This window comes from Variovorax sp. efr-133-TYG-130, from assembly GCF_030208835.1.
In the GTDB taxonomy this organism is placed as follows: Bacteria; Pseudomonadota; Gammaproteobacteria; order Burkholderiales; family Burkholderiaceae_C; genus Variovorax.
Genome location: NZ_JARVTD010000002.1, coordinates 16,542 through 40,188, shown reverse-complemented (window position 1 = coordinate 40,188; position 23,647 = coordinate 16,542). Strand labels below are relative to the sequence as shown.

The 23,647-nt window shown below is 60.9% G+C and carries 22 protein-coding genes and 1 pseudogene; 12 read left to right on the top strand and 11 right to left on the bottom strand.

Features of this window, described 5'->3' with window-relative positions; translation table 11 throughout:
* Positions 1-163: 163 nt before the first annotated feature.
* Positions 164-1,093, top strand: coding sequence for a LysR family transcriptional regulator (locus tag QRN67_RS01010; protein ID WP_285409899.1), 930 nt, complete (start codon positions 164-166; stop codon positions 1,091-1,093).
* A gap of 206 nt (positions 1,094-1,299) precedes the next feature.
* Positions 1,300-1,479: a hypothetical protein gene (locus QRN67_RS01005; RefSeq protein ID WP_285409898.1), complete on the top strand. Its 180-nt coding sequence runs from the start codon at positions 1,300-1,302 to the stop codon at positions 1,477-1,479.
* A 114-nt stretch (positions 1,480-1,593) separates the two neighbouring features.
* Here the strand turns inward: QRN67_RS01005 and QRN67_RS01000 are convergent.
* The 6 genes and pseudogenes from QRN67_RS01000 to QRN67_RS00975 form a co-directional block, all read right to left on the bottom strand.
* Positions 1,594-1,871 (bottom strand): annotated as a pseudogene (locus tag QRN67_RS01000) (amidohydrolase family protein); the annotation flags it as partial.
* 2 nt (positions 1,872-1,873) lie between these two features.
* Positions 1,874-2,560 (bottom strand): RraA family protein, encoded by a 687-nt coding sequence (locus QRN67_RS00995; RefSeq protein ID WP_285409896.1) that lies wholly within the window; start codon positions 2,558-2,560, stop codon positions 1,874-1,876.
* 90 nt (positions 2,561-2,650) lie between these two features.
* Positions 2,651-3,640, bottom strand: coding sequence for a Bug family tripartite tricarboxylate transporter substrate binding protein (locus QRN67_RS00990; protein ID WP_285409895.1), 990 nt, complete (start codon positions 3,638-3,640; stop codon positions 2,651-2,653).
* A 33-nt stretch (positions 3,641-3,673) separates the two neighbouring features.
* Positions 3,674-4,645 (bottom strand): Bug family tripartite tricarboxylate transporter substrate binding protein, encoded by a 972-nt coding sequence (locus tag QRN67_RS00985; protein ID WP_285409894.1) that lies wholly within the window; start codon positions 4,643-4,645, stop codon positions 3,674-3,676.
* A gap of 9 nt (positions 4,646-4,654) precedes the next feature.
* Complete coding sequence (locus QRN67_RS00980; RefSeq protein WP_285409893.1) at positions 4,655-5,887, bottom strand: alpha-hydroxy acid oxidase; 1,233 nt, start codon at positions 5,885-5,887, stop codon at positions 4,655-4,657.
* A gap of 92 nt (positions 5,888-5,979) precedes the next feature.
* Positions 5,980-6,807, bottom strand: a complete 828-nt coding sequence (locus tag QRN67_RS00975) for an IclR family transcriptional regulator (RefSeq protein ID WP_285409892.1) — start codon at positions 6,805-6,807, stop codon at positions 5,980-5,982.
* A 122-nt stretch (positions 6,808-6,929) separates the two neighbouring features.
* Here QRN67_RS00975 and QRN67_RS00970 point away from each other — a divergent pair, with 122 nt between their 5' ends.
* The 3 genes from QRN67_RS00970 (at position 6,930) to QRN67_RS00960 (ending at position 10,184) form a co-directional block, all read left to right on the top strand.
* The gene (locus QRN67_RS00970) at positions 6,930-7,907 is read left to right on the top strand and encodes a Bug family tripartite tricarboxylate transporter substrate binding protein (RefSeq protein ID WP_285409891.1); all 978 of its coding nucleotides are present in this window, start codon (positions 6,930-6,932) and stop codon (positions 7,905-7,907) included.
* A gap of 18 nt (positions 7,908-7,925) precedes the next feature.
* A complete protein-coding gene (locus QRN67_RS00965; protein ID WP_285409889.1) occupies positions 7,926-9,098 on the top strand; it encodes a lactonase family protein in 1,173 nt (390 codons plus the stop codon).
* Between the two features lie 165 nt (positions 9,099-9,263).
* Complete coding sequence (locus QRN67_RS00960; RefSeq protein ID WP_285409888.1) at positions 9,264-10,184, top strand: hydroxyacid dehydrogenase; 921 nt, start codon at positions 9,264-9,266, stop codon at positions 10,182-10,184.
* A gap of 160 nt (positions 10,185-10,344) precedes the next feature.
* On the opposite strand, the gene QRN67_RS00955 is transcribed toward QRN67_RS00960, so the two are convergent.
* The 4 genes from QRN67_RS00955 to QRN67_RS00940 are packed head-to-tail and all read right to left on the bottom strand — an operon-like array spanning position 10,345 to position 15,365.
* The gene (locus QRN67_RS00955) at positions 10,345-11,043 is read right to left on the bottom strand and encodes a fumarylacetoacetate hydrolase family protein (RefSeq protein WP_285409886.1); all 699 of its coding nucleotides are present in this window, start codon (positions 11,041-11,043) and stop codon (positions 10,345-10,347) included.
* Between the two features lie 8 nt (positions 11,044-11,051).
* Positions 11,052-12,098 (bottom strand): cupin domain-containing protein, encoded by a 1,047-nt coding sequence (locus QRN67_RS00950; RefSeq protein ID WP_285409885.1) that lies wholly within the window; start codon positions 12,096-12,098, stop codon positions 11,052-11,054.
* 11 nt (positions 12,099-12,109) lie between these two features.
* The gene (locus tag QRN67_RS00945; protein ID WP_285409884.1) at positions 12,110-13,249 is read right to left on the bottom strand and encodes an FAD-dependent monooxygenase; all 1,140 of its coding nucleotides are present in this window, start codon (positions 13,247-13,249) and stop codon (positions 12,110-12,112) included.
* Positions 13,250-13,268: 19 nt separating this feature from the next.
* Positions 13,269-15,365 (bottom strand): acetate--CoA ligase family protein, encoded by a 2,097-nt coding sequence (locus QRN67_RS00940; protein WP_285409882.1) that lies wholly within the window; start codon positions 15,363-15,365, stop codon positions 13,269-13,271.
* A 127-nt stretch (positions 15,366-15,492) separates the two neighbouring features.
* Between QRN67_RS00940 and QRN67_RS00935 the strand changes: the two genes are divergently transcribed.
* The 5 genes from QRN67_RS00935 (at position 15,493) to QRN67_RS00915 (ending at position 20,173) form a co-directional block, all read left to right on the top strand.
* Entirely contained in the window at positions 15,493-16,443 is a 951-nt protein-coding gene (locus QRN67_RS00935; RefSeq protein ID WP_285409880.1) for a LysR family transcriptional regulator, read from the top strand.
* A gap of 181 nt (positions 16,444-16,624) precedes the next feature.
* Positions 16,625-17,269, top strand: coding sequence for a maleylacetoacetate isomerase (gene maiA / locus QRN67_RS00930; RefSeq protein ID WP_285410144.1), 645 nt, complete (start codon positions 16,625-16,627; stop codon positions 17,267-17,269).
* A gap of 589 nt (positions 17,270-17,858) precedes the next feature.
* Complete coding sequence (locus QRN67_RS00925; protein ID WP_285409878.1) at positions 17,859-18,470, top strand: FMN-dependent NADH-azoreductase; 612 nt, start codon at positions 17,859-17,861, stop codon at positions 18,468-18,470.
* Positions 18,471-18,510: 40 nt separating this feature from the next.
* Complete coding sequence (locus tag QRN67_RS00920) at positions 18,511-18,906, top strand: DoxX family protein (protein WP_285409876.1); 396 nt, start codon at positions 18,511-18,513, stop codon at positions 18,904-18,906.
* A gap of 148 nt (positions 18,907-19,054) precedes the next feature.
* Positions 19,055-20,173 (top strand): alpha-hydroxy-acid oxidizing protein, encoded by a 1,119-nt coding sequence (locus QRN67_RS00915; RefSeq protein WP_285409874.1) that lies wholly within the window; start codon positions 19,055-19,057, stop codon positions 20,171-20,173.
* 425 nt (positions 20,174-20,598) lie between these two features.
* Here QRN67_RS00915 and QRN67_RS00910 read toward each other — a convergent pair whose 3' ends face one another.
* On the bottom strand, positions 20,599-21,522 hold the full coding sequence (locus QRN67_RS00910; RefSeq protein ID WP_285409872.1) for a LysR family transcriptional regulator: 924 nt from the start codon (positions 21,520-21,522) through the stop codon (positions 20,599-20,601).
* 154 nt (positions 21,523-21,676) lie between these two features.
* Between QRN67_RS00910 and QRN67_RS00905 the strand changes: the two genes are divergently transcribed.
* Positions 21,677-22,552 carry a pirin family protein gene (locus tag QRN67_RS00905; RefSeq protein ID WP_285409870.1) on the top strand — a complete coding sequence of 292 codons (876 nt, stop codon included), beginning with the start codon at positions 21,677-21,679 and terminating at the stop codon, positions 22,550-22,552.
* 202 nt (positions 22,553-22,754) lie between these two features.
* Positions 22,755-23,390, top strand: coding sequence for an isochorismatase family protein (locus QRN67_RS00900; protein WP_285409869.1), 636 nt, complete (start codon positions 22,755-22,757; stop codon positions 23,388-23,390).
* Positions 23,391-23,647 lie beyond the last annotated feature (257 nt).

The window sequence follows — 23,647 nt, the reverse complement described above, 5'->3', positions numbered from 1 at the left end:
GTTGTCGATGGCACGAATTCTGGAGACCGTGACATATTAAAAAAAGCGCTTTTTTTCGATAGATTTGAATGCTTTTTATGCATAGACTAAGGGCAAACCCGGCAGTTCGTCGCGACATGCACCTTGGTTGTGCTCAGCGACGCGCTGCTCACGAGGACGTCAGATGGTCACTTTCAAGCAGCTTGAGGCCGTGTACTGGGTCGCGAAGCTAGGCGGCTTTTCGCAAGCAGCCGAGCACCTCCACACAACGCAATCGGCGGTATCCAGGCGGGTTCAAGAACTCGAAAGCGTTGTCGATACGCAGTTGTTCGATCGCACGCTTCGCACGGCCAGGCTTACAGAGAAAGGCGATGAGATGTTCTCGGTCGCCCAACGCCTGCTTGCTCAAAGAGATGAGGCCATGGAGCAGTTCGCGCGACCAGAGGTAGTGGAGAGACGGCTACGAATCGGGCTGACGGAGCTCACGGCAATGACGTGGTTCCCTCGGCTGGTCAGCCTGGTGCAGGCGTACTACCCAAGGGTCGTGATAGAGCCGGATGTGGACGCAAGTGTCGACCTAAGAGAAAAGATTCTGGCCGACGAACTCGACGTCGCCATCGTTCCAGAGATGACAGAAGACGGTCGACTGTCGCAGAAGGCGCTTGGCACGATTCGCAATGCCTGGATGTGCAAGCCCGGTGCACTTCCAAAGGACAAGACGTTTCGAATCCATGAGGTTGCCTCCCAACGCCTGCTGTCGCAGGGAGATCGATCCGCAACGGGTTTGGCGTACGACCGCTGGTTCCGCTCGTTTGGACTGACTCCAACGAACACCCTTGCAAGCAATAACCTGATTGCCATCATCGGGATGACCATCTCCGGCCTCGGGCTCAGTCATCTCCCCAGGGAGTGCATGATGCCGCTCGTGGATGCCGGGCTGCTGCAGATCGTCAAGGTGAGTCCGGCACTTCCCGAGGTCACTTACGTCGCGATGTACAAGAGCGAACAACGCAGCAGCCTGATCGCGTCAGTCATCATGCTCGCGCAGGAATGCTGCGACTTCAGCCGCGCTTTTCAAATCGGGAATGACCAAGGGACGGCAAAGAGCGTGTGAGCGTATATGCACAGAGGTTTGATCCTGCATCTTCGCTATGTCGTTGGGCCGGCCCGCAATGTGCCACTGCACATCCCGCTTGATTCGGCTCTGTGCTCCGCGACAGCGGCGGAAGTTCAGGAGCGAGGTCTGTCACGTCATCTCGGGGACCGGCGACGCTGGTGCTCGGACCCGACATACTGAATCGCGACCGCAGGCCTGCCACGATGCGCACGGTGATGCTGCAGAACAGCCCGGGCAACAACGGATCGGAAGTGCGAAACGGCGTGGCCTACGACATCGAGGCCGGCGACGTGGTCGTGATTCCGGCGGGCACGGCCCACCGGCTCACGAGATTGGCGACCACATCGACTACCTCATGGTGCGCATCGATCCCGACAAGGTAACGCCGACCAAGAGCGAGGCCCAATCCAGGGTCTATTTGACGAAGCCGGCGCAGCGAAGCAATTGACGTTCGAACCGGCCCCGATCTGTGCGCGCGACAGGTTCGAGGCCGCGTATGCCTGTGATCCCAGTTCCTTGAGCGCGTGCAGGGCGCAACGGTTGTCGATCCCGTATGTGGAGGGTGTCACCACCACAGTGCGGGTGGTGCCCAAACGACGCTGCAGCTTGCGGTAAGTGCTACGTCGGCCACTGTCGGTGTGCGTGTCCAGTGGGGGGTGGGGGAAGCGGGAATCAAAAATATGCATGTGGCTGTCGCATGCATGGGGGGGATTGCCACCTGCGGCCGCTCTTGGCCCACCGAATGCGGAATTTTTTCCTGCACTCGGTCGTTCATGCTCACAGCGACTCTCCATCCTTCAGAACGCCGGCCGCACGCAGGGCAGCCGGCAACCACTTGCTTTCGGTGTCCCCCCGCGCGATGGCTTCGAGGCGTGCGGCCTCATCGGCCACCTTCTTCACGGCCAAGCCCATCATCGCGGGCGCCTTCTCGCGCTCGATCACAGTCACGCCGTCGGCGTCGCCCACGATCAGGTCGCCGGGGTTCACCATGATGCCGCCAGCACCGATCGGATGGTTGATGCGGCCCGGGACGAACTTGGTTGGCCCGGCCGGGTTGAAGCCGGCGCTGAAGACTGGGAAGTCGAGTTCGAGGATCTCGAGCTTGTCGCGAATCGCACCATCGACAACCACGCCGGCCAAGCCGCGCTTCTTGCAGGCGCTCAACATCAGCGTGCCCATGAGCGCGGCAGTCTGGTCGCCCTTGCCGTCGATGACCAGCACGTCACCCGGCTGCGCCAGTGCGATCGCAGCGTGGATCATCAGGTTGTCGCCTGGGCGCACTTCGACAGTGAACGCCGGGCCGGCGACGATCATCTTGTCGGCGACCGGTGCGATGCGCGCGTGCATGGTGCCGCGGCGACCGGCCACGTCGGCCAAGATGGCCGCCTGGAAGGTCTTTGCCTTGGCAACGACGTCGGGAGCCACGCGCTCAATGTCGCGGATGATTTCAGGCTGATTCATCATGGGTAGGGATTAGAAGAATCAAAGGATTTAGAAAATTTAATGTGCCAGGAAAGATTGGGCACAATGCAGAACGAACTATTTTTCTGCTCGTTATTCCGCGAGCAGAAGTCCTGATTGAATCAGCGATGCGTAGGTCGCAGTTTGCCGACCCAGGAATTTCTCAAACTCCGGGTTTGACATCTTGGTGGGTACGCCACCGATGTCTTCAATGCGCTTGCGCACAGTCGTGTCTGCCAGCGCTGCATTGTTGGCTTCAACGAGTTTGTCGACCAAAGGCTGCGGTAAGGCTTTCGGAGCCATGACCGCCGTAAATGGCGCAATATCGATCTCTGGCTGCCGGACTTCAATCATGGTCGGTACTTCAGGCAAGGATGGCACCCGCGTCGGAAAGACCACCCCGATTGCACGCAGTTTGCCTCCCTTGATGAGTTGCAAGGCCGATGGCAAATCGGTAGCCACCGCGTCGAGTTGACCACCCAACAGGTCTTGAACAGCCGGCCCTGCACCTTTGTACCCGACGACAATGTATTTTTGCGACAGGGCTTTTTGCATCTGCAGAATGTTCACATGGCCTGCGGTGCCATTGCCAGGATGGCCAAACTTGAGTCCTTCGGAATTTCTCTTTCCATAGGCTGCCAAATCCTGGTAATTTTTGATGGCCGAATTGGCATTCACCACGATGACCCCCGGCACATAGCTCAGCAGGGCCACTGCTTTCATGTCGTTCAGGCTGTATGTCGCAGCCTTGCCGGCGAGCTGCCAGCTGGCCACGATCGGTCCGGTGGTCGCCATCATGAGCGTGTAGCCGTCGGGCTCCGAGCGCGCCATTTGTGAGGCGCCGATCATGCCGCCCGCTCCGCCTCGGTTGTCGATGACAAAGGGCTGACCTAAGCGGCGGCTATAGGCCTCCGCAAAAATGCGCGCCGTGCTGTCCGCATTGCCTCCGGGCACGAAAGGAACAATCACCTTGACCGGACGGTTCGGGTAGTTAACTGCCTGCGCGCTGGCAGGGATGTGCATGGCACAAGCAATGAGCAAGGCGCCGGCCATTGCCATGCGTCGGGTGGTGGATGTCGTCATGGTCGTTTGAAATTGAAGTTGCGAGCAAGCGGTTCAATCAGCCTTGATATCGCCTTTGCGGACGACTGCCGACCACTTCGCGTCTTCCTTCTTTAGATACTCTGCAAATTCGCCTGGCGTCGATCCGACCGCTTGGGCACCTGCATCGCTGAAGCGGCGCTTCACCTCGTCTTCCTTGAGGGATTCCACCAGCGCCTGATGAATCTTGTTCACCACCGCCTGAGGGGTTCCCTTCGGCACGAACAACCCGTTCCATTCATAAACTTCAAAACCGGGGATCACCGTTTCTGCCACCGTGGGAACATCGGGAAGCCGCGCCGAGCGCTGGGGTGACGAGATTGCCAACGCGCGCAACTTGCCGCTGGCCACCAAGGGTTGCGATGCGATCACCGTGCTAAAGGAGAAATCGACTTGGCCTGCCATGACGTCCGTGATGGCCGGGCTGCCGCTCTTGTAGGGCACGTGCACCATGTCGAGGTTGAGCTGCTGACGGAACAATTCGCCAGCAAGGCGCTGCACCGTGCCACTGCCGCCAGAAGCGAAATTGACCGTGCCGGGCTGTGCCTTGGCCTTGGCGATAAGGGCGTTGACATCCTTGAGCGGTGAGTTCGCACTCACGATGAGGATGTTGGGTGCCAGCGAGACCAGCGAGACCGGCTGCAGTGCGCCTGGCGCATAGGGCATGCTCGCAACAAGGTGTGGATTGATCGAATTGGGCGTCGCGTCGTACAAAACGGTATATCCATCCGGCTTAGCTTTGGCAACGGCTGCCGCGCCAATGGTGCCGCTCGCACCGGGCCGGTTGTCCACGAGTACGCTGGTGCCCAGCTTGGTGGACATGTGCGTGCCCAGCACCCTGGCGAGGGAATCGGCCGCACCGCCAGGTGCATAAGGAACGATGAGCGTGATAGGACGCTCGGGCCAAGCGGCATGCGCCGCTGCACTTGCTGCCACAAGGCAGACAGCAAGGGTTTTCTTCACGCGTGAGGGCAGGGAAATTTTCATATGTCTCCTTCAGGTTGAGGTGGGGTTTTTGCTGGGAATCAAGCGCCCTGAGTGCAGATCGGCCAGGGACGACACACCCAGGAGGGCCATGTCGCGGTGGACTTCGTCGCGCAGCAGACCGATGGCGTGCGCCACACCTGCTTGCCCGCCCACGGCAGCGGCATAGGCCATCGGGCGACCGACGAAGACATGGTCCGCACCCAATGCCAAGGCCTTGAGCACATCAGTTCCGCGGCGAACGCCGCTGTCGAGCATGAGTGCCATGCCGCCCTTCGCACGGGCAGCTTCCAGCAGAGTGCGCAGTGGCGCGACCGTCCCATCAAGCTGGCGACCGCCGTGGTTGGACAGGATCACGCCGTCCGCACCGGCCTGCTCGGCGCGTCGCACGTCATCGGGGGACGTCACCCCCTTGATCACGAGCTTGCCTTTCCACATCCGGCGGATGAGCGCGAGGTGGTCCCAATTCAGGTGGTCGCGCAGACCGAACTGACGCACCACATTGCGCGCGACGATGGGCACGCCACGGCCCGCGCCGGCGTTCTCGAAATGAGGCATGCCGTGCTTGAGCAGAGTCTGCGCGAATGTGCCAACGAGCCAGCGCGGGCGCACCATGCCGTCCCACGCCAAGCGGACGCTCGGACGCAGGGGGGTGGAAAATCCCACGCGGACGTTGTTCTCGCGATTGGCCAACGTGGCGGTATCGACCGTCACGACCATCGTTCGGAATCCAGCTTGTTCGACGCGATTCACCAAGCCTTCGATGTGGCCAGCGTCCCCCGGGATGTAGGCTTGAAACCAGCCGCAGTTCGGCGCCGCCTTGGCTACGTCTTCCATGCGGGTGAGCGACGCGCCACTCAACACGAAAGGGATGCCGGCGGCTTCCGCCGCGCGGGCCATCACCAGATCGCCCTCGAACGCGAACAGCGCGCACAACCCCATCGGAGCAATGCCGAAAGGAGCCCGGTAGGAGGTTCCCATCAGGGTGGTGGATTGGTTGCGCTGGGAAACATCCACCAAGACATTGGTGATGAACATCCAGTCGCGGAACGCCGCCGTGTTGGCTTGCAAGGTCACGTTGTCCTCGACGCCGCCCTGCAGATAGCCAAAGATCGGACGAGGCAAGGTGCGTTTGGCAGCAGCTTCCAAGTCGCCCAGCGAAAGGATGTTTCGCAGACGGGCCGGGAGATGGCGCCGTGCGTTGGGCGCAGGGCCCAGTTGCGGGCGGGGCGGACTTTGGGTCATGGGGATGCAGTCGTTTCGTTGCTCGGTGGCAAAGGAACTGCATTGGAATGCCACGGTAGATTCCGCGGCAATCCATTACGGAGTGCGTAACGTCAGGGGTGCCAAGTACCGCGCAGAGCCGTCGCCGGCATGGCACCGAGCGCGATGCCCAGCTCTTTGGCCGCATCGACCGTGAAAGGCGCCAGCTTGCAAAGCACGGTCGATGTGAGGCGATCTACAGGGCCAGAAGTGCTAATAGAGCCCAGCACCACGCCCTGTGCGCCGCGCACGGCGGCGGCCACGCTCGCAGCGTCCGGCGCGCGCTCGGCACGGGTGTAGTGAAACCCTCGGCGACGGATACGCTCGTACAAGTCCCCAGGCTCACCCAAGGCAGCCAGGATGACGCGACCCGGTGCGCCCAAGTCCAACGGGAGCAGTTCGCCAGAGCGTGGATGATGCGGACGCGCGGTGGGACCGTCGCACCGCATTAGGCAGCTGCGCAGATTGCCTTCGTACATGTAGAACGAAGCGCTTTCGCTGGTGGACGTAGAGAGCTTTTGCAGGATCGGCTCGATGACCGAACCCACATCGAACTGCGCTTGGTAGCGGGCGCCAAGCCATCCGGCGGTCGGACCCAGTCGCCAAGCGCCGTCCTGACGTTGAACCAGGAAGCGGCTCAGCGCCAGGGTGCGGGCCAAACGCAGCACGGTGGGCTTGTGCATCCCGGTTCGACGCGAAAGTTCGGCCAGCGAAAGAAATACCTCCTCGCCGTCAAAAGCAGCCAGGAGCGAGACAGCACGCAGAACAGCTTGCACGTGGTAACTCGACGGCGCCTCATCGCCTGAGCCAACCGGTGACTTGAAAAGCGTCCGTGTTCCTGGAGAGGCTGCCCCCCCCCCCGCCAGATCTACGATGGATTTTTTAAAGGCGCGCGTCGGCATTCATGGATGGTAAATCGTCCGCTTTCTCAAATCGCCTTGCGTTACGCCCTACGTAATGCATTGGTTAAATATCCGGAGTTCACCACCATCGCGGCCATCCACAACCATCGCGAGACAAAACCATGAACCACGGATCGACCTGGAGCCGCCGCTCTTTCCTCGGAACTCTGGCTGCTGTTCCAGCCTTTGCAGCGCACGCCCAAACGAACTACCCAAGCAAGCCGATCCGGATGATCATTCCGTTTGCTGCGGGAGGTGCAACGGATGTTCTGGGCCGCTACCTGGGACAGGCCATGTCGCTCAGCCTGGGCCAAGCCTTCGTGGTTGAAAACATGGGCGGTGCCGCCGGCGTTCCAGCGCTCAACACGATCACGCGCGCACCCGCTGACGGCTACAACGTGTTCTTCTGTGCCTCAGGCAACATCACTGCACAGCCGCTCATGTCCAAGAACCCGGTGGACATCCTCAGTCAGCTGGAACCCGTGGGCATGATCGCATCGGCGCCGCATGTGCTGGTGGTCAACAGCCAGCTGCCCATCAAGACGGTGGCCGATCTCATAGCCTACGGCAAAGCCAATCCGGGCAAGCTCAACTTCGCCACGGCGGGCATTGGCGGGCTGGCGCACTTGGGTACCGAACTCTTCGCCCACACGGCAGGCATCAAGATCACTCATGTTCCGTACAAGGGCGCAGCGCAAGCCATGAACGACCTTGTGGCTGGCAACGTGCAGGCCATCTTTGGCACCATGCCTTCTTTCACGGCCATGCTCGAAAGAGGAACGATCCGTGCAATTGGCATGACGGCACCGAGCAATTCGACGCCATTGAAAAATTTGCCTTTGATTTCGAAGACTTTGCCTGGTTTCACCTACAACTCTTGGAACGGCATGTTTGTCCCGGTCCGGACACCGGCAATCGCCGTAGAAAAACTCTTTGCTGCAATGAAGCAAGCATCGACTAATACCGGTCTGCAGAAGCGCTTTGATGATCAAGGGGTAGACCTTGCCCTGGCTGGGCCTGACGCCTTGCGCACGACCGTCAAACGCGAGGTCGAACTGTGGGATCGCGTGATCCGCGACGCAAAGATAGAGCGCAATTGAGAAAAACAGGAGCTCGGTTTGCAGAACGTTCTGGCTCCACGGCGAAATGGCACTGAGTTTCTGTACGCATCGATAGGCTGCATTTTAATTCGCTATGCCTTAAACCTAGACGGCTCGATGCAGGAGCAAGACACCTTGCGCATGCCGTTCAAGGTGCAATACGCCTGCTTCGATAATAAACTTGGCTTAGCTTACGTCGTTTGCAGCGATGGCGGTGTCGGCAATCCGGGCCGTCATCACTGTTTAGTCATCGTGACATTGGATGGGTCGCTGCGTTTAAAAGAGGGTGCACTCGCATTACCGCACCGACCCATCCATGTTTCTTTGGACACAGCCAAACATCGCCTCCTCATCGCCTACAACCTGCCAGCAGCGGTGACGGCCCACATATTGGATGAAAATGGCTGCATCCGAGAATTTTTGAATTCTTCAGCCGAATCAGGCATTGGATGGTTCCCACATCAAATTCTTCCGGTTCCCTGCAGTGATGACGTGCTGCTGACCTGTCGTGGCGATGATGCTTCGGGGGGGCGGCCTGAGAATCCCGGATCGCTGCAGGTGTTGCGGTTCTCGAAAGGAGAAATTCGTCTCGCACACGTTTCGGCGCCCAACGACGGATACGGTTTTGGCCCTCGCAACTCAGCCTATCATCCTTCCTCCGCTTGGCTTTACACCGTACTGGAAAGACAAAACGCTTTTGCGATGTTCGACATCGAGAATGGACACATAGCGGCCACTCCGAAAGTTGTCTTGAGTACGCTCGAACGACCGAACGATGTGCGACAACCACAGCTGGCTGGCGCCTTGAAATTACATCCCAACGGACGGTTTGCTTATGTGGTCAACCGCTCGCACGCCGTCGCCGAATTTGGCGAGCACATGGTCTGTGCAGGCGGCGAGAACAGCATCGCAGTTTTTTCACTTGATGCTTTGACGGGTACACCGACGTTGGTGCAAACGGTTGACTTGCCAGGCTTGCACGCTCGATGCATTGACATCACGCATGGGGGGAAGACGCTTGTAGCGGCAATTCGACAATCCAGCTTTCGCATTCTGAATGAAACTATTGAAGCACGCTCGGCCGGCTTTAGCATTTTCCGAATCACAGAATGCGGATTCTTGTTCGAAGTTGATTTTCACGCAGTCGACACAGGTGGCGAACACCTATTTTGGGCAGGGTTCTCGGAGTAACTAGGGTGGGAGTCTGCACCATTTTCGCCCGAACTGCTGAGGTGTGGCTTGGCTCCCGCTTGGCGCAAGAGTAAAAAATCGAAGCCATCGTTTGTTTGCGGCGGCATCACTCAATCCGATCATCTTTTAAGTGCCCGATCTCTTATCGACCTTTAGAACTGCCCCATGAATCAAGAAACCATCGTCGTCACTGAAGAAAAAGTCCATCCCGACGCCGTGGCGTTGCTGAAGGACTATCGCTTGGTCTACACGGGCGCCCGCTTCTCGCAGGAGGAGCTAGTGGCCTTGGTGGAACGCGAGCAACCCGTCGCAATCCTTTCGCGCTACGGACAGATCAGCCACGAGGTGCAATCAGCGTCCAAAAAGCTCAGGGTGATCGGTCGGCATGGTGTGGGCATGGATGCCATCGACCGAGCCGCAGCCCGGCGCCTGGGTGTGGCGGCGATTCCTGCCACGGGATCGAACAGCCAAGCCGTCGCGGAACTGGCTCTGGGCCTGATCCTCGCCTGTGCGCGTCGGATTTCCTGGCTAGACCGGCGCATGCACGATGGGCAGTGGGACAAGCAAAGCTACATGGGGTTCGAGCTTTCAGGCGCCACTCTCGGTGTGGTGGGCTGCGGCTCCATCGGCGGCCGCGTGGTTCGCTTCGCACAAGCCATCGGTATGAAGGTCATCGTCTGTGACCCGTACCTGGAGATAGCAGACCTGCCGGCGGGGACGTCCAAGGTCGAGCTCGACGAACTACTGACGAAGAGTGATGTCGTGTCTCTTCATTGTCCCCTGGACGATTCCACCCGAGGCCTGCTGGACGAGCGCCGCATCGGCCTGATGCGCAAGGGTGCCATCCTAGTAAATACCGCCCGCGCGGGGATGTTCGATGAAGAGGCGATGCAAAGCGCGCTCCGTGCAGGGCATTTGCATCTCGGACTGGATTGCTTCGTCGAGGAACCCTTGCCGGCGAACTCGGCATGGTTGGACACCCCCAATGCCGTGCTGACACCCCACATCGGTGGCACCACCGACGGCGGCCTGCGGGGAATGGCCGTCGGCGCAGCACAGAACATCCTGTCGGTCCTCAAAAAATAAAGATCATTGGCCCTGGTTGGCAATGCGTCCGCGATGATCTGCAGGTAGATCGACTCGCTGCTGTCGTTGGCAGCATCGGCTGCAGGCGCCGCGGGCTGGGAGACGCTGTGATCTCGGGCCGCCACCACGTAGGCTATAAAGATCGTTCGCCGCGCAGATGTCACTCGCCGTCAGCGAGGATCAGGCGGATCGATCCCACCCCTTCTATCGAGCCATCAATCACGTCTCCCGCGACCACAGGACCTACTCCTTCCGGCGTCCCCGTGTAAATCAGATCGCCAGGCTGGAGGTGATAGAAGCCGGAGAGATGCGAAATCAAGGCTGGTATGTTGTGAATCAGCAAGCTGATGTCCGACGATTGCTTGGTCACCCCGTTGACACGCAGTTCGATGCGGCCTGACGACAGCGGACCGACCTCGCTCGCCGGGACGATCTCCGACATCACCGCAGACTGCTCGAAGTCCTTGCCCAGGTCCCAGGGGCGACGCTGCTCGCGGGCTGTCAGTTGCAGGTCACGCCGGGTCATGTCCAGGCCGCACGCGTAGCCGTAGACATGCTCCAGCGCCGACTTCTCCTCGATTCGAAAGCCACCTTTGCCGATGGCAACGACCAGCTCCATTTCGTAGTGGTAGTTCTTGGTCCCCGGAGGGTAGGCGATCGTGGCGCCGGAAGGCACGAAGTACTCTGCCGCCTTCGTGAAGTAGAAAGGTGCCTCCCGGTCCACGGCGACCCCCATCTCCTTCGCGTGAGCCTCATAGTTGCGGCCGACGCAGAAGATGCGACGGATCGGGAAGGACGCGTCGGACCCGCGAATCGGTGCCAGAGTTGGCGCTGGCGCGGGGAAAAGTAGTTTGCTCATCTGGGCTCTCAGTCAAAGACTTGATAGATGCCGAGCTTTCTCTGCAGGGGTGCGTCGTCCACCATGAAGAGATAGGCCGGCGATTGATTGGACGCGTTGACGATCTGAACGTTGCTGTGCGTCGGAACTGCGAAGGTGTCCGTCTCCTCGAATCTGTTTTCAACGCCATCGACAAGCGCCGTGCCAGCGCCCTCCACCACGTGGACCACCGCGGACGCTGAGCGCTTGGGAAACTTGAGTTCCTCGCCGGGTCGCAGCTGTATCGCGGAGAACCCCAGCGTGGACAGGCACTCGCGCCCTGTCTCCGGATTGACGTAAGCGAGTTGTACCGGCTCGCCGAGCGGCGTTACTTTCGCCAGTTGATTGAGCGCCAGCTTGACGTCCTTCCAGGGAAAGCGAAGCATCGGAAAGCGCTCTCGCGCCGCATCCAGAGAGCGATAGGGAACCACACCGCCCTGGCCGAAGCGAGCGGGCCCGAAGCCGATCGGCTTCGTGATCGCTTGCGATGGCCCTTCCATGCTGTAGGAGGCCTCCATGCCATAGATGAGTGGCAAGTCGAGCGCATCGAGCCAAATGACAGGCCCTTGTCCCTCGTGTCCGTGCTCGTGCCACAGCCCGGGAGGCGTAAGGATCAAGTCGCCCTTCTCCATCGGAAGCTTCTCGCCGTTGACGACCGTGAAGCCTCCGTTTCCTTCGACCACCACACGTACCGCCGACGGCGTGTGACGATGGTTGGGCGCGACCTCGCCGGGCAATATAAGCTGCATGCCGATATAGATCGTCGGCGTTGCCCGCATCGTGTCCAGACCGAGTCCGGGGTTGCAAAGCACGAGCACGCGACGCTCTGCCTTCTCGATCGGCGCCAAGTCGCCCGCGCGCATCAGGTTTGGACGGACATCCTTGTAGCGCCACAGGACCGGCTGCGTGCTGCGTGCAGGAATGCCATGCGGGAGCATCGCTCGCAGAGATGGCCAGAGCGGAAGCGTGTTGTTCTCTCGAAGCGCCGCTACGTACTCGGTCGGAAGATCCTCGATCCTGCCCAGGTCACTGCTCATGGTCGCCTCGCTCAGAATGTCAGTTCAGGGTGGAGCTGCTCATAGGCCGCAGCCAGCTTGGGATCGCGCTTGCGGACCTCGGCGTGGTCGACACGGCCGCTGCGCGTGAGGTAGTCGTAGGCGAAGGAGATCGGGTCCAAGTGCAGCTTCGGGCTCAGGTCCTCATACCACTCGGTGCTCTTGATCGCGGCCTTCTGCAGTGAATCGGAGCCCGGCTGACGGATCTTCACGTACTCCTCGAGCATCGCAGGCACGTCAGGGCCGCACTTCTTGTAGGCATCAAAGAGCGCGATCGAGTCCTGCATCGCAAGACGGGTGCCGGAGCCGACGGAGGGATGGCCGGTGCGCAACGCATCGCCTATCAGAACGATGTTCTTGTAATGCCAGTTCTTGTTCTTGACGATGGTGTATCGAAACCAGTTCGACTTGTTCGAGAGGAGTGCATTCCCGTCGAGGTCCTGCGCGAACGCCTTCTCGCAGTAGGCCAGCGACTCCGCCTCGTTCATCTTGTCGAGGCCGGCCTTGCGGAACGTCTCTGGGTCGACCTCAACGAGGAAAGTGCTGTGCGTCGGACTGAACTGGTAGGTGTGCGATATGACCAGGCCGTCCTCGTTTTGGCGGAAGATGAGCGAAAGCGCAGGGAACAGTTTCGTCGTTCCATACCAGGCCATGTAATTCGGGCGCTCGTCCAGCGAGGGTTGGAACTGTTCCTTGTAGCGCGAACGGATCGCGCTGTTGGCACCGTCCGCAGCGACGATCAGGTCGGCATCCGCGAACGAATCGACATCGTCGAATCTGCGTTCGAACTCGATCTCCACACCGACTTTGCGGCATTGCTCGTGAAGGCCCTTCAGGAGGTTAATGCGCGCCATGCGATGGAAGGTGTTATGCGCCAACGTGACGTTCACGCCCTGGTGCACCACCGCCATTTCGTCGAAGACGACCTGTTTGCGGGTGATGGCTTCGTAGAGCTCCGGCGCCAGGTCTTTGACGAAGGACAGGGCCACGTCCGAGAACACGACGCCCCATCCGTACGTGGCATTCTCGGGATCGCGTTCGTAGACCACGACGTCATGGCTCGGATCGTCGCGTTTCATCAGGTAGGCGTAGAAAAGTCCCGCAGGACCGCCACCGATCACTCGGATCTTCATCGATGTTCTCCTTGGTTTATCAAGTGCTCGGCGCGAGCACTACAAGAGCGTCCAGCGCCAGGGCGCCTTCCGTATTCACACGCAACGGGTTGATCTCGACCTCGGAGATCTCGGGGTGCTCGATCAGCAACCGGCCCAAGGCCAATGCCACCTTGCGGATGGCCGCTCGGTCACAACGAGGAAGGTTGCGGAAGCCGTCCAAGAGCTTCTTGCCTCGCAGGCTTTCCAGCATCTCCGACACGTCCTCCTCTGCAAGCGGCGCGAGCCGCACGGCGGAGTCGGCCACCGCCTCAGCGAGGATGCCGCCCAGCCCGATCACCACGCATGGCCCCCAGGATGAATCGCGCACTGCGCCCACGATGAGCTCGACGCCCAGGGGCGCCATCTCTTCGACAAGCACGCGATCCGGGGTAGATGTCGGGATCCTTGCGATCGAGTCGAGGGCCTCATTCAGCCCTGCCAGGTCGCGCACATCGAGAAAGACGCCGCCGACTTCGGTCTTGTGGGGCACGTCGTCCGCGGCGATCTTCACAACGACCGGCTTTCGCAGCTGCTGGAAAGCCTCCAGCGCGGCAGCGCGGCCGACGCACAACCGGCGCCCCGGGCTATCGATGCCGTAGGTACCGAGCAGCTCCTTCGAGCGGTCTTCGTTGAACGGTCCGACGAGCTGCTGGCCGACGTTCACAGTGCCCTCGCCGCTCAGACGGGCGAGCCGCCATTGAGCGCGCGAATCCGTATCGAGAGCAACGCCGGAGAGGACGAGACGCTCCGGACTTTGAACGGCAGGAACGCCGTCTCGACGCAGGTCCTCGAGCGCCGGCACCAGGTCTTCGGCCATGCCCAGCGTACCGAACACGATGGGCTTGCCCGTGGAAACGAACGCGGGCTTGAGTGCAGCGGACGGATCCAGCACGGCGGGCTCACTCAATCCGAAGACCAGAACCGCGTCGATACGCTCGTCCTCGGCCACATGCTGCACCACCAGCGGAAAGCCTGGCCCCGGACGACCTGTGTCGACAGGATTCTTCACGAAGGTCATCGGCGGCAAGAGGGCCTGGACCTTTTCGATCGAGGCCGGGCTCAGCTCGGGGACATCGACACCGGCGGACTTGAGCCCGTCGACGATCAACAGCCCGGGCCCTGCCTGCCCCGTCACCAGACCGAAGGCATTGCGCTCCTTCGGAGCCAGACGTTGATGGGCCAGAACCACCGCGGCCTGCGCCAGGTCCTCAGTGGAGCCGACCACGACCACGCCCGCCTGCGTCAGCGCAGAAACGGTGCGTTGATGTGATCCCATCAGGTTTCCGGTGTGCGACACCGCGAACTCACCGATGTCGGCCTTGCCAGCCACCAACGCCACCACCGGCTTGCGTGGCGTGACGCGTTTCAACGTATCGAAGAGTTCACGCCCGTTCGGAACACCTTCCAGGTGAAGCGCGATGGCCGCGGTGGTCGGATCGTCGGCCAGCATTTCGAGCACATCGGCGCTTCCGACGTCGACCGCGTTACCCAGGCCGACGGCCAACGAAAGCCCGGCGCCCAGCCGTTCCACCAGAAAACTGATGCTCAGGTTGACGCCGCCCGATTGCGCAATGACAGCCACATTGCCCTTGGGCAGCTTGTCGACGCCGGGAACGAAACTGGCGACGCAGGCGTTGTGCGGATTGATGAACCCCGACGTGTTGGGACCCAGGAGGCGCAGCCCCGTTTTCCGACAGATCTCAGCGAGCTGCGCCTGGAGCGCAGCGCCGGCCTCCCCTGTTTCACCGAAGCCACCAGAGATGATGAAGATCCCTCCCACCCCTCGTGCGGCGGCGTCGGCTGCCGCCTTCACGCAGTGTTGCGCGGGTATGGCAAGAACCGCCAGATCGACGGGCTCCGGCAGTGAAGCGAAGTCGGGATAGCAAGGGAAGCCTTGAATCTCCTTTTCACGGGGATGCACGCCGACAAGGCACCCCGGAAATGTGGAAAGCGACTTCATCGCCTGCGAGCCGGCCTTCGACGGATCTGCCGAGGCACCGACCACAGCGATGGATTTCGGCGCCAGCAGGCGGCGAAGGTTGGCTCGACGGATGTCGTCCACTGCGCTTGCCGCGGCGAGCGAAAGATTGCTCATGTATATGTCTCCTGTGCGCCCCGCCGTGTCTTGCCTCGGGCTATGGGTGTGAATGCTAGCCAGTGAGGCGTTATCAGAATAATGCTGGCCGGCTATAGTTGTTATCCAATAATCGGAGAACACTGAGATGGATTCCAAGTTGCTCGAGTACTTCCTGCGTATCGCCGAACTGGGAAGCATCAACAAGGCTGCTTCAGACCTTCACCTGTCTCAGCCGGCCCTCTCGAGACACGTGGCATCGCTCGAGCACGAGATGGGAACGAAGCTCTTCAATCGCACGCAAGGCGGAGTTCATCTCACGGATGCAGGAACACTGCTCGCGGACCGCGCGCGCCCGTTGCTGAGGCAGTTCACGATTCTCAAGGAGCAGGTCGGCGAAAAGGCGGCGGGCCAGATAGCCATCGGAATCCCCACGTCCTGGCAGCACGTCTTCACCTCCCCTTTCGTCGAGCACATGGTGAAGCAGTACCCCAACGTGACGCTGCGCGTCTATGAGGGAGTGAGCAATGCTTTGCGCGACTACATGTTCGCGGGCCTGCTGGACCTGTGCATCGTGCCCTTCGACACCTCACCGGCTGCCGGCTATCGGCAGACGGCTCTATTGAGGGAGCCGCTGGTCCTGGTGGGAGCCAAAGTCGACGGGATGCTGCCGGACGAACCCGCTCCACTTTCAATGCTCGATGGCATAAAGCTAGTCCTTCCGGCACGGCCCAATGTGCTTCGTGCCCATGTCGAGCATTCGATGATGCGCAAGGGCATGAGCTTTCAGCTTGCGGTCGAGACTGACACGCTGACGCTCTGCCTGGACCTAGCGAGGCGGGGGATCGGTTTCACGGTCGTACCTGCATGCTCCCTCTACGGCAGCGGCATGGCAGATTCCATCAGCTGGGCACCGATACGCGGCCTCTATCTCACGTGGGCACTATGTGAGAACCAGGCACGGAATCACTCGCAGGCCGTGCGCGAAGGCCGCCGCCATGTCATTTCCACGTGTGCCGAAGCGCTGGCAGGCGAGATCTGGTTCGGAGCAGAGCCGGTGGGAACCGCTCTGACGAAGGCCACTGCATCCAAGGCTTGAGCACGCGGAGGCGACAGCCAGCAGGAACCTGCCGGCGGTGCATGCCTGCTATGTCAATTGCGACTAACGCCAAACAGGCCACGTAGGCACGCTCACGATTACGATCGCGTCCGCTCAGCGAGCGCGGGAGTTCACCCTCGGCTGGCTGCTTTGCATCAGACAAACGAGACGAGCCTTGCCCATTCTTTTACACAACTACTTTCGCAGCAGTGCGTCGTACCGCGTGCGGATCGCGCTGAACCTGAAGGGACTGCCGCACGACTACCGTTCGGTCCACCTGAATCGCAACGGCGGCGAGCAGCGCTCGCCGGCGTTTCTGCAGTTGAATCCGCAAGGCCTGGTCCCCCTCTTGGTGGATGATGATGTCACGAGCGGCCAGTCCCTCGCGATCATCGAGTACCTCGAAGAACGATACCCGAGTCCTTCGCTTCTGCCCAAGGGTCTTGCAGAGCGGGCCTTCGTGCGCAGCCTGGCTAACCATGTCGCCTGCGACGTGCATCCGCTGAACAACCTGCGAGTGCTCAAATTCCTCACGGGCCCGATGGCTCTCACGGACGACAGGAAGTCCGAGTGGGTTCAACATTGGATAGAGCAAGGCCTACGAGCTTTGGAAGACCAGGTTTGCGCTTCAGGCCTGTCGGGGCGCTTTTGCGTCGGTGACACTCCTACCATGGCGGACTGTTGCCTGGTGCCGCAGATCTTCAGCGCCCAAAGGTTCAACGTGGGTCTAGACGCCTATCCGACGCTCATGCGGATCCATGCGCATTGCGAAGCCGAGGAGGCATTTCGCAAGGCACATCCTGGCGTCCAGCCCGACTCCGAATAATCTCCTCGCGACATGGTGCCGAATCGGGCGCCGTCGCGCCTCCGAGTTCGGCCTTGTAGAGCCCGTTCAGAGCAGTCCAACACCCGCCCCGCAAAACGAAACTGCAGCTCGGTGCAGGACTGGCGCATTGGATGCGCCATCAGGCTGCCACGTCGACTGCAACGATTTCGCACGGCACGAGCGAGAAGAGCCGATGCAGATAGCAGAACGCCGAGGACGCCGAGTTCCTGGATCAGCCGCGAAAGGCTATAGGGCGGCGCAGCACCAACGCTCCGTCGTGTCCATGCCCGCCGACCAAATAACGTGGTCGGACTTTGAAGTCTCTGCAATCTGCGGCTTGCACATCTTGAGTTTGATCGCCAGACCGTCGCAACGCAGTTCACGCTCGTTCGGCCCTCATGTCTCCGGCCATCCTGCGCTTGGGCTTTCATGTTGGATGTTGGTCCCTCGAGGCACGCCCCTTCACCCCCTAAGAGCATCCATCTGGCGTCCGGGATTCCTTCGACTGCTGGACGAGAGCACCTCAATCGCGCAGCCTAGTAATGCAATGGACCAGTTCATATCCTTTGGCCATGACCAAGGAAACCACATGACTACCATTCTTCACATCGACTCCAGCATCCTCGGTGACTACTCGGTGAGCCGAGCCCTCACCGCAGACATCGTCGCCCGGCAGCAAGCCGTCCATCCAGGCGCCAATGTGACACGTCGCGATCTCGTCGCCGATGCAGCCATGCATCTGTCCGGCGTCCACTTGGCCGTCTTCCAGGGCGGCGCGGTCGACAGTGCCGAACTCGGCCAGGACCTGGCCACCGGCGGCGCCTATATCGACGATCTCTTCGCCGCCGACATCATCGTGATCGGCGCGCCGATGTACAACTTCTCTGTCCCTTCGCAGTTGAAGGGCTGGATCGACCGTGTATCCGTCGCCGGGCGCACCTTCAAGTACGGGCCCAATGGCCCCGAGGGTCTCGTGACGGGCAAGAAGGTCTTCGTTGCCTCCACACGTGGCGGCGTGCACTCCGCCGGAAGCCCCTCGGCAGCCATGGACCATCAGGAAAGCTATCTGCTCTCGGCACTCGCTTTCATTGGCATGAAGGACGTCACGGTCATCCGTGCCGAAGGCCTAGCACTAGGGGAAGAGCCCAAAGCCGCAGCCATCGCACGTGCGAAGGCGCAGGTCCTGGCGCTCGCCGCCTGATCGCGCAAAGCACCACATTCACACCTCCAAGGAATCAAACATGTCACAGAACAACTACTACGCGGTCATCGGCCGCCTCTTGCTGGCCAGCATCTTCATCCTCAGCGGTTTCGGCAAGATCAGCGCACCGGAAGCAACGCAGGGCTATATTGCTTCGGTCGGCCTGCCGGTGCCGATGCTGGCCTATCTGGCCGCGATCGTCGCCGAACTGGGCGGTGGGATTCTTCTAGTGGTCGGATACCGGGCCCGCCTCGTCAGCCTGCTCTTGGCAACCTTCACAGTTGTCACGGCCCTGTTCTTTCATCGCAATTTCGGCGATCAGAACCAGATGATGCATTTCATGAAGAACATCGCCATCGCAGGCGGCTTGCTACAGATTGCGGCTTTCGGAGCGGGCAGCCTTAGTCTCGATGCCCGGCGCCTCGCCACAACTTGATCCTGCGCGCCGAGCGTGGACGGCCAGGCTCCACGCTCGCTGGTAACCCAATTTCACCGGAAAGGACCGCATCGTGGCCCACGATTCACGTAGAACATTTCTGAAGTACGCAGCCGTAGGCTCCGCCATCGTCTCCTCGAATGCGAGCATGACTGCCTCAGCCTGGGGGGCGCCGACGCCAGCAGCGGCCAGTCCCGGCGGCTACCAAGCGGGCTCTGCCATTCGGGCGCTGCAGCTCAACGATCTGCTGGAAATCGAAAAGCAGGCGGCCCAGATTCTCCCCAAAGGCGGGTTCGGCTACATCGCAGGTGGCGCGGGGGACGAGTGGACTTTGCGCGAGAACCGCGCTGCCTTCGAGCGCAGACAGATCATGCCGCGCGTTCTGACTGGCAAAGGCCCTGTCGATCTGCGTACTGAGATCCTGGGTACAAGCATTGCTTCGCCCGTGGTGATCTGCCCGATGGGTGGGCAAGGACTGGCCCACGTCACTGCCGAAGCCGGGATGGCCATGGGAGCCGCAGCCGGTAACACGATCATGACCCTGAGCACCGTCTCGACGCTGTCGATGGAGCAGGTGGCAAGCGCCTCTTCTGCACCGAAATGGTTCCAGCTCTACCTGCAAAAGGACGAGGGCGTGAATCGCGAGTTGTTGCGCCGCGCCAAAGCGGCCGGCTACGAGGCGATCGTCCTGACCGTGGATTCGACCGCAACGGGCAACAGGGAAGCCGACGCCCGTAACCAGTTCGTTTTTCCGTTTCCCTTCGGCAATTTGGTCTCGAAGGGGACGGGAGGGGACGTGCATGCCTTGAACGCTGCTTTTGCACTCAAGATCAATCCGAAGTCCGTTGAGTTCGTGATCAAGGAGTCTGGCCTGCCGGTGATAGTCAAAGGCATTTCGAGCCCAGATGACGCGCTGCTTGCAATTAGCGCTGGCGCGGCGGCGATCCAGGTCAGCAATCACGGTGGTCGACAACTGGACGGCAGCCCCGCGACCTTCACCGTGCTGCCGACCGTCGCAAAGGCCGTGGCCCGCAAGGTTCCCATCATTTTCGACAGCGGAATTCGGCGTGGCCAAGACGTTTTCAAGGCGCTCGCATCGGGTGCCGACATCGTCGGCCTGGGCCGACCGGCCTACTACGGACTGGCGTTGGGCGGTTGGCGCGGCGTGCAGTCCGTGCTCGAGCTCCTGAACAAGGAACTTAGCATGGTCATGCAACTGGCCGGAACCCAAACCGTCGACGAAGCGAAACGAACTGGGTTGGTTTGATTCATTTCAGGACCGACCGGCTAGGCTGGCAGTTCTTGCAACTCCAGATGGCAACAGCTCAGCCATCCACGAGCGCATGCGCCGATGCGATGTTTATTACCCTGCACCAGCTCCGACAGCTTATCGCCGGCAGCGCCAGGCGGCTGAAGCCATCGAGGATCAGGTTCGCACCACCCGAGGCCAGGGCTCTCGCGATGTCCAGGTCGATGCCTGACGTGGAGCCCGTTACGAGGGCCGTCTTCGCCGCCGCACGTGGGCTCTTCTGGGCGCCCCGCTTACGCAAGGAATGAGACCCAACATGCCCCATCAGCGGCCTCCCGGCACAGATGGCGGCTCACGCAGCTTCGATCTCGGGCCCGGGCACTCGTTCGAGGGGGCGCTACGAGCACTGCGCCCCCAGCAACCCTCGCGTGCCTGCTGAGCCCCTACGGGCGCAGCGGTGTCAATGTCGCATCCAGTTCGCCGACTTTCGCGACGACGAGATCGATGAACGCCGACACAGCCGGCGCCAGATGCCGTCGACTGGGATACAGGACATTGAGGCCATGGCCGGGACGCTGGTATTCGGGCATCACGGGAACGAGGCGTCCGGCCTGCAGGTCCTTCATGAGGATGGCCCTTGGAAGCAGTGTGACCCCCAACCCAGCCAGCGTGGCCTTGCGAAGGGCCTGCGCCGTGTTGCCGGCGAAGCGAGGGGCAACCTGCACAGCCTCCTCGATGCCGTCAGGTTTGGCCATCCGCCAGGTCACATGACCGATGCCAGACTGCACAAAGGTCACGCAATCGTGCTCCTGCAGGTCCTGCAGCGTGCTGGGCGCGCCTCTCGCTGCAAGGTAGCCGGGGCTGGCCACCAGCCCGTCGTTGCCCGCGGACAGAACCTGCCGCCCGATGTATTCCGAGTCCTCAAGGAGGCCACCACGAAACGCTACGTCGATGCGATCCTCGATCAGGTCCGCCTTCGAATCACTGAGCACCAGGGCAAGTCGAACCTTGGGATAGGTTGCCAGGAACTCGGCGATCCATTCCATCACGAACAAGTCGAGGAAGTCAGCCGGTGCGGCAACGCGAACAAGCCCACTCGGCTCCTGGCTCTCCGAGCTCAGATCTTGGCCGGCTTCGATAAGTCCGGCGACCGCGCCAGCGCAACGTGAGTTGAACTCCTCGCCTGCGCTGGTGAGGGTGAGACTGCGGGTCGAGCGTTGCAGCAGTCGCGTGCCGAGATTTTTCTCAAGCTCCTGAACGCGTCTGCTGACGGTGTTCGCTGGCACACCGAGGCGCCGCGCCGCGCCCGCAAAGCTGCCGCTGCGCACGACGTGCACGAACAAGGCGATGTCGTTCAGATCGAGCATGAAAAGCCTATTGATTGGAAATTTGGACGGCTGTGCTCCGATTGCACGGGCTAGTAAGTCGATCCTACCGCCCCTATCGTTCATACATCAACTGCAGCAGCCCAGACGTCATGTCTTCGGCGAGCCCACTTCACTTCATCTCCAAGGACGACCGATGACCGCATCACAAGGCACTACTGACAATCCGAACCTTGATCAAGCATCGAGTGCGGGCGTGCGAGCGATCGTCCACCGCACGCATGGCAGCAGCCATGGACCGATCACGCGACTCGTGAGCCCGAGCGAGCTCGGCGAGTTCTTGAAGCCGTTCATCTTTCTAGACCTCAACAGTTTCAGTCCCGGGCTTGGCAGCCAGGGCTTCGCGATGCATCCGCATTCGGGCATCGCTACGCTGACCTTCGTGATGGCAGGCAACCTTCGCTACGAAGACACGACCGGCAAGAAGGGCGTGTTGCTCGCTGGCGGCGTGGAGTGGATGCGCGCTGGAAACGGCGTGTGGCACATCGGCGCACCCGTCGGCGACTTGCAGATGAAGGGCTTCCAGCTCTGGGTGGCCCTGCCTGCCTCGGAAGAGAACGCACACGCGGAAAGCCTTTACCTGGCACCCACAGATGTTCCGCAAGAAGGCCCGGTCCGTGTGCTGCTCGGAAGCTATGGCAAGGCCCGGAGCCCGATTCCAGCACCTTCGGGCATGAACTACCTTGCCGTGAATTTGAAGGACGGCGAGCGCTGGCGATACACGCCTCCCGCCGGCCACACCGTGGCGTGGTTGGCGGTCAGCGCAGGACGACTCGATGTGAATGGGATGGTCGGCACCGGTGAGCTCGCTGTTTTCGAGGAATCGGAACAGGTCATCGACTCGGTGGCCCACGGCGACACGTCCTTCGTCATCGGCTCGGCGGTGAAGCATCCACACGACTTGGTGATGGGCTACTACTCGGTGCACACCAACAAGGCCGCCCTCGCACAGGGGGAGGCCGAAATTCAGCGCATTGGCGCCGAGCTGCGACGTGACAAGCTGATCGGCTAAGGCGCCGTTATCGGCGTCGACTGGTCGGTTGCCACCGAGTTATCCGCAAACTCAGTCGCAGCCACCGATCGACAGCTCTTTGTCCGCCGGCGTCTCTTCATGACCCATGTACTGACCGCCGAGGACATCTTCGTGTGCTGGGATAGCACGATCCCCGCTGCCAATGGCAGCTTATCCAGTTCCCCAACCCAAAGGAAATGACATGACATCAAACAAGTGGATGATTGACGCAAACGATTCGGTATTGCTACTGATAGATCATCAGAGCGGCCTGTTTCAACTGGTTCGCGATATGGAGTATTCGACCCTCCGCAACAACGTAACCACACTTGCGAAGGTGGCACACATCGCAAAGATTCCGACCATTACGACGGCATCTGTTCCCGACGGTCCGAATGGTCCGATCATTCCGGAGATTCATCAGAGCAACCCCGATGCGGTGCACGTTCCGCGCGTAGGGCCGATCAACGCATGGGATCACCGCCCCTTTGTCGAAGCCATCGAGAAAACCAAGCGGAAGACACTGCTCATCGCAGGCACGCTCACGAGCATTTGCATGGCTTTCCCTGCACTCAGCGCTCTTGCCGCAGGGTACAAAGTGTTCTGCATTGTGGATGCATCGGGTAATTGGTCGAAGATGGCAACCGACATCACCGTTGCCCGAGTCACGCAGGCAGGAGCAATGCCGATCGACACGTTCGCGGTCATGTCCGAGTTGATGAACACCTGGGATCGCCCAGAAGCTATGGATTTCGCGAAGGTCATGGTTGATCACGTCGTTCCCGCCTATGGAGCGTTGATGGAGAGCTATGACACGGCACAAAAAAGCGTGAAATAGGTCCAGGCGACGATTCGGACGCGGGCCACCTGCTGCAGGTGGCCTTCGACCTCCGTGTACGTAAGGCGGATTGCGGGCCGCCGCGCAAATTGCCGCCGCGCGGAGTTCCCGTCGGCGCAAACAGGCCCAGGCATCGCGTTCCGCGATCTCACTGAAGCAGGCTTCGCAGCCGCAGCGTTGACGCTCAAGCGCGCGCGGGAGGCCAACTATGCCTGCCCGCTCATCGGCATGGCGGACGCGGGGCTCGGCATTGCGAT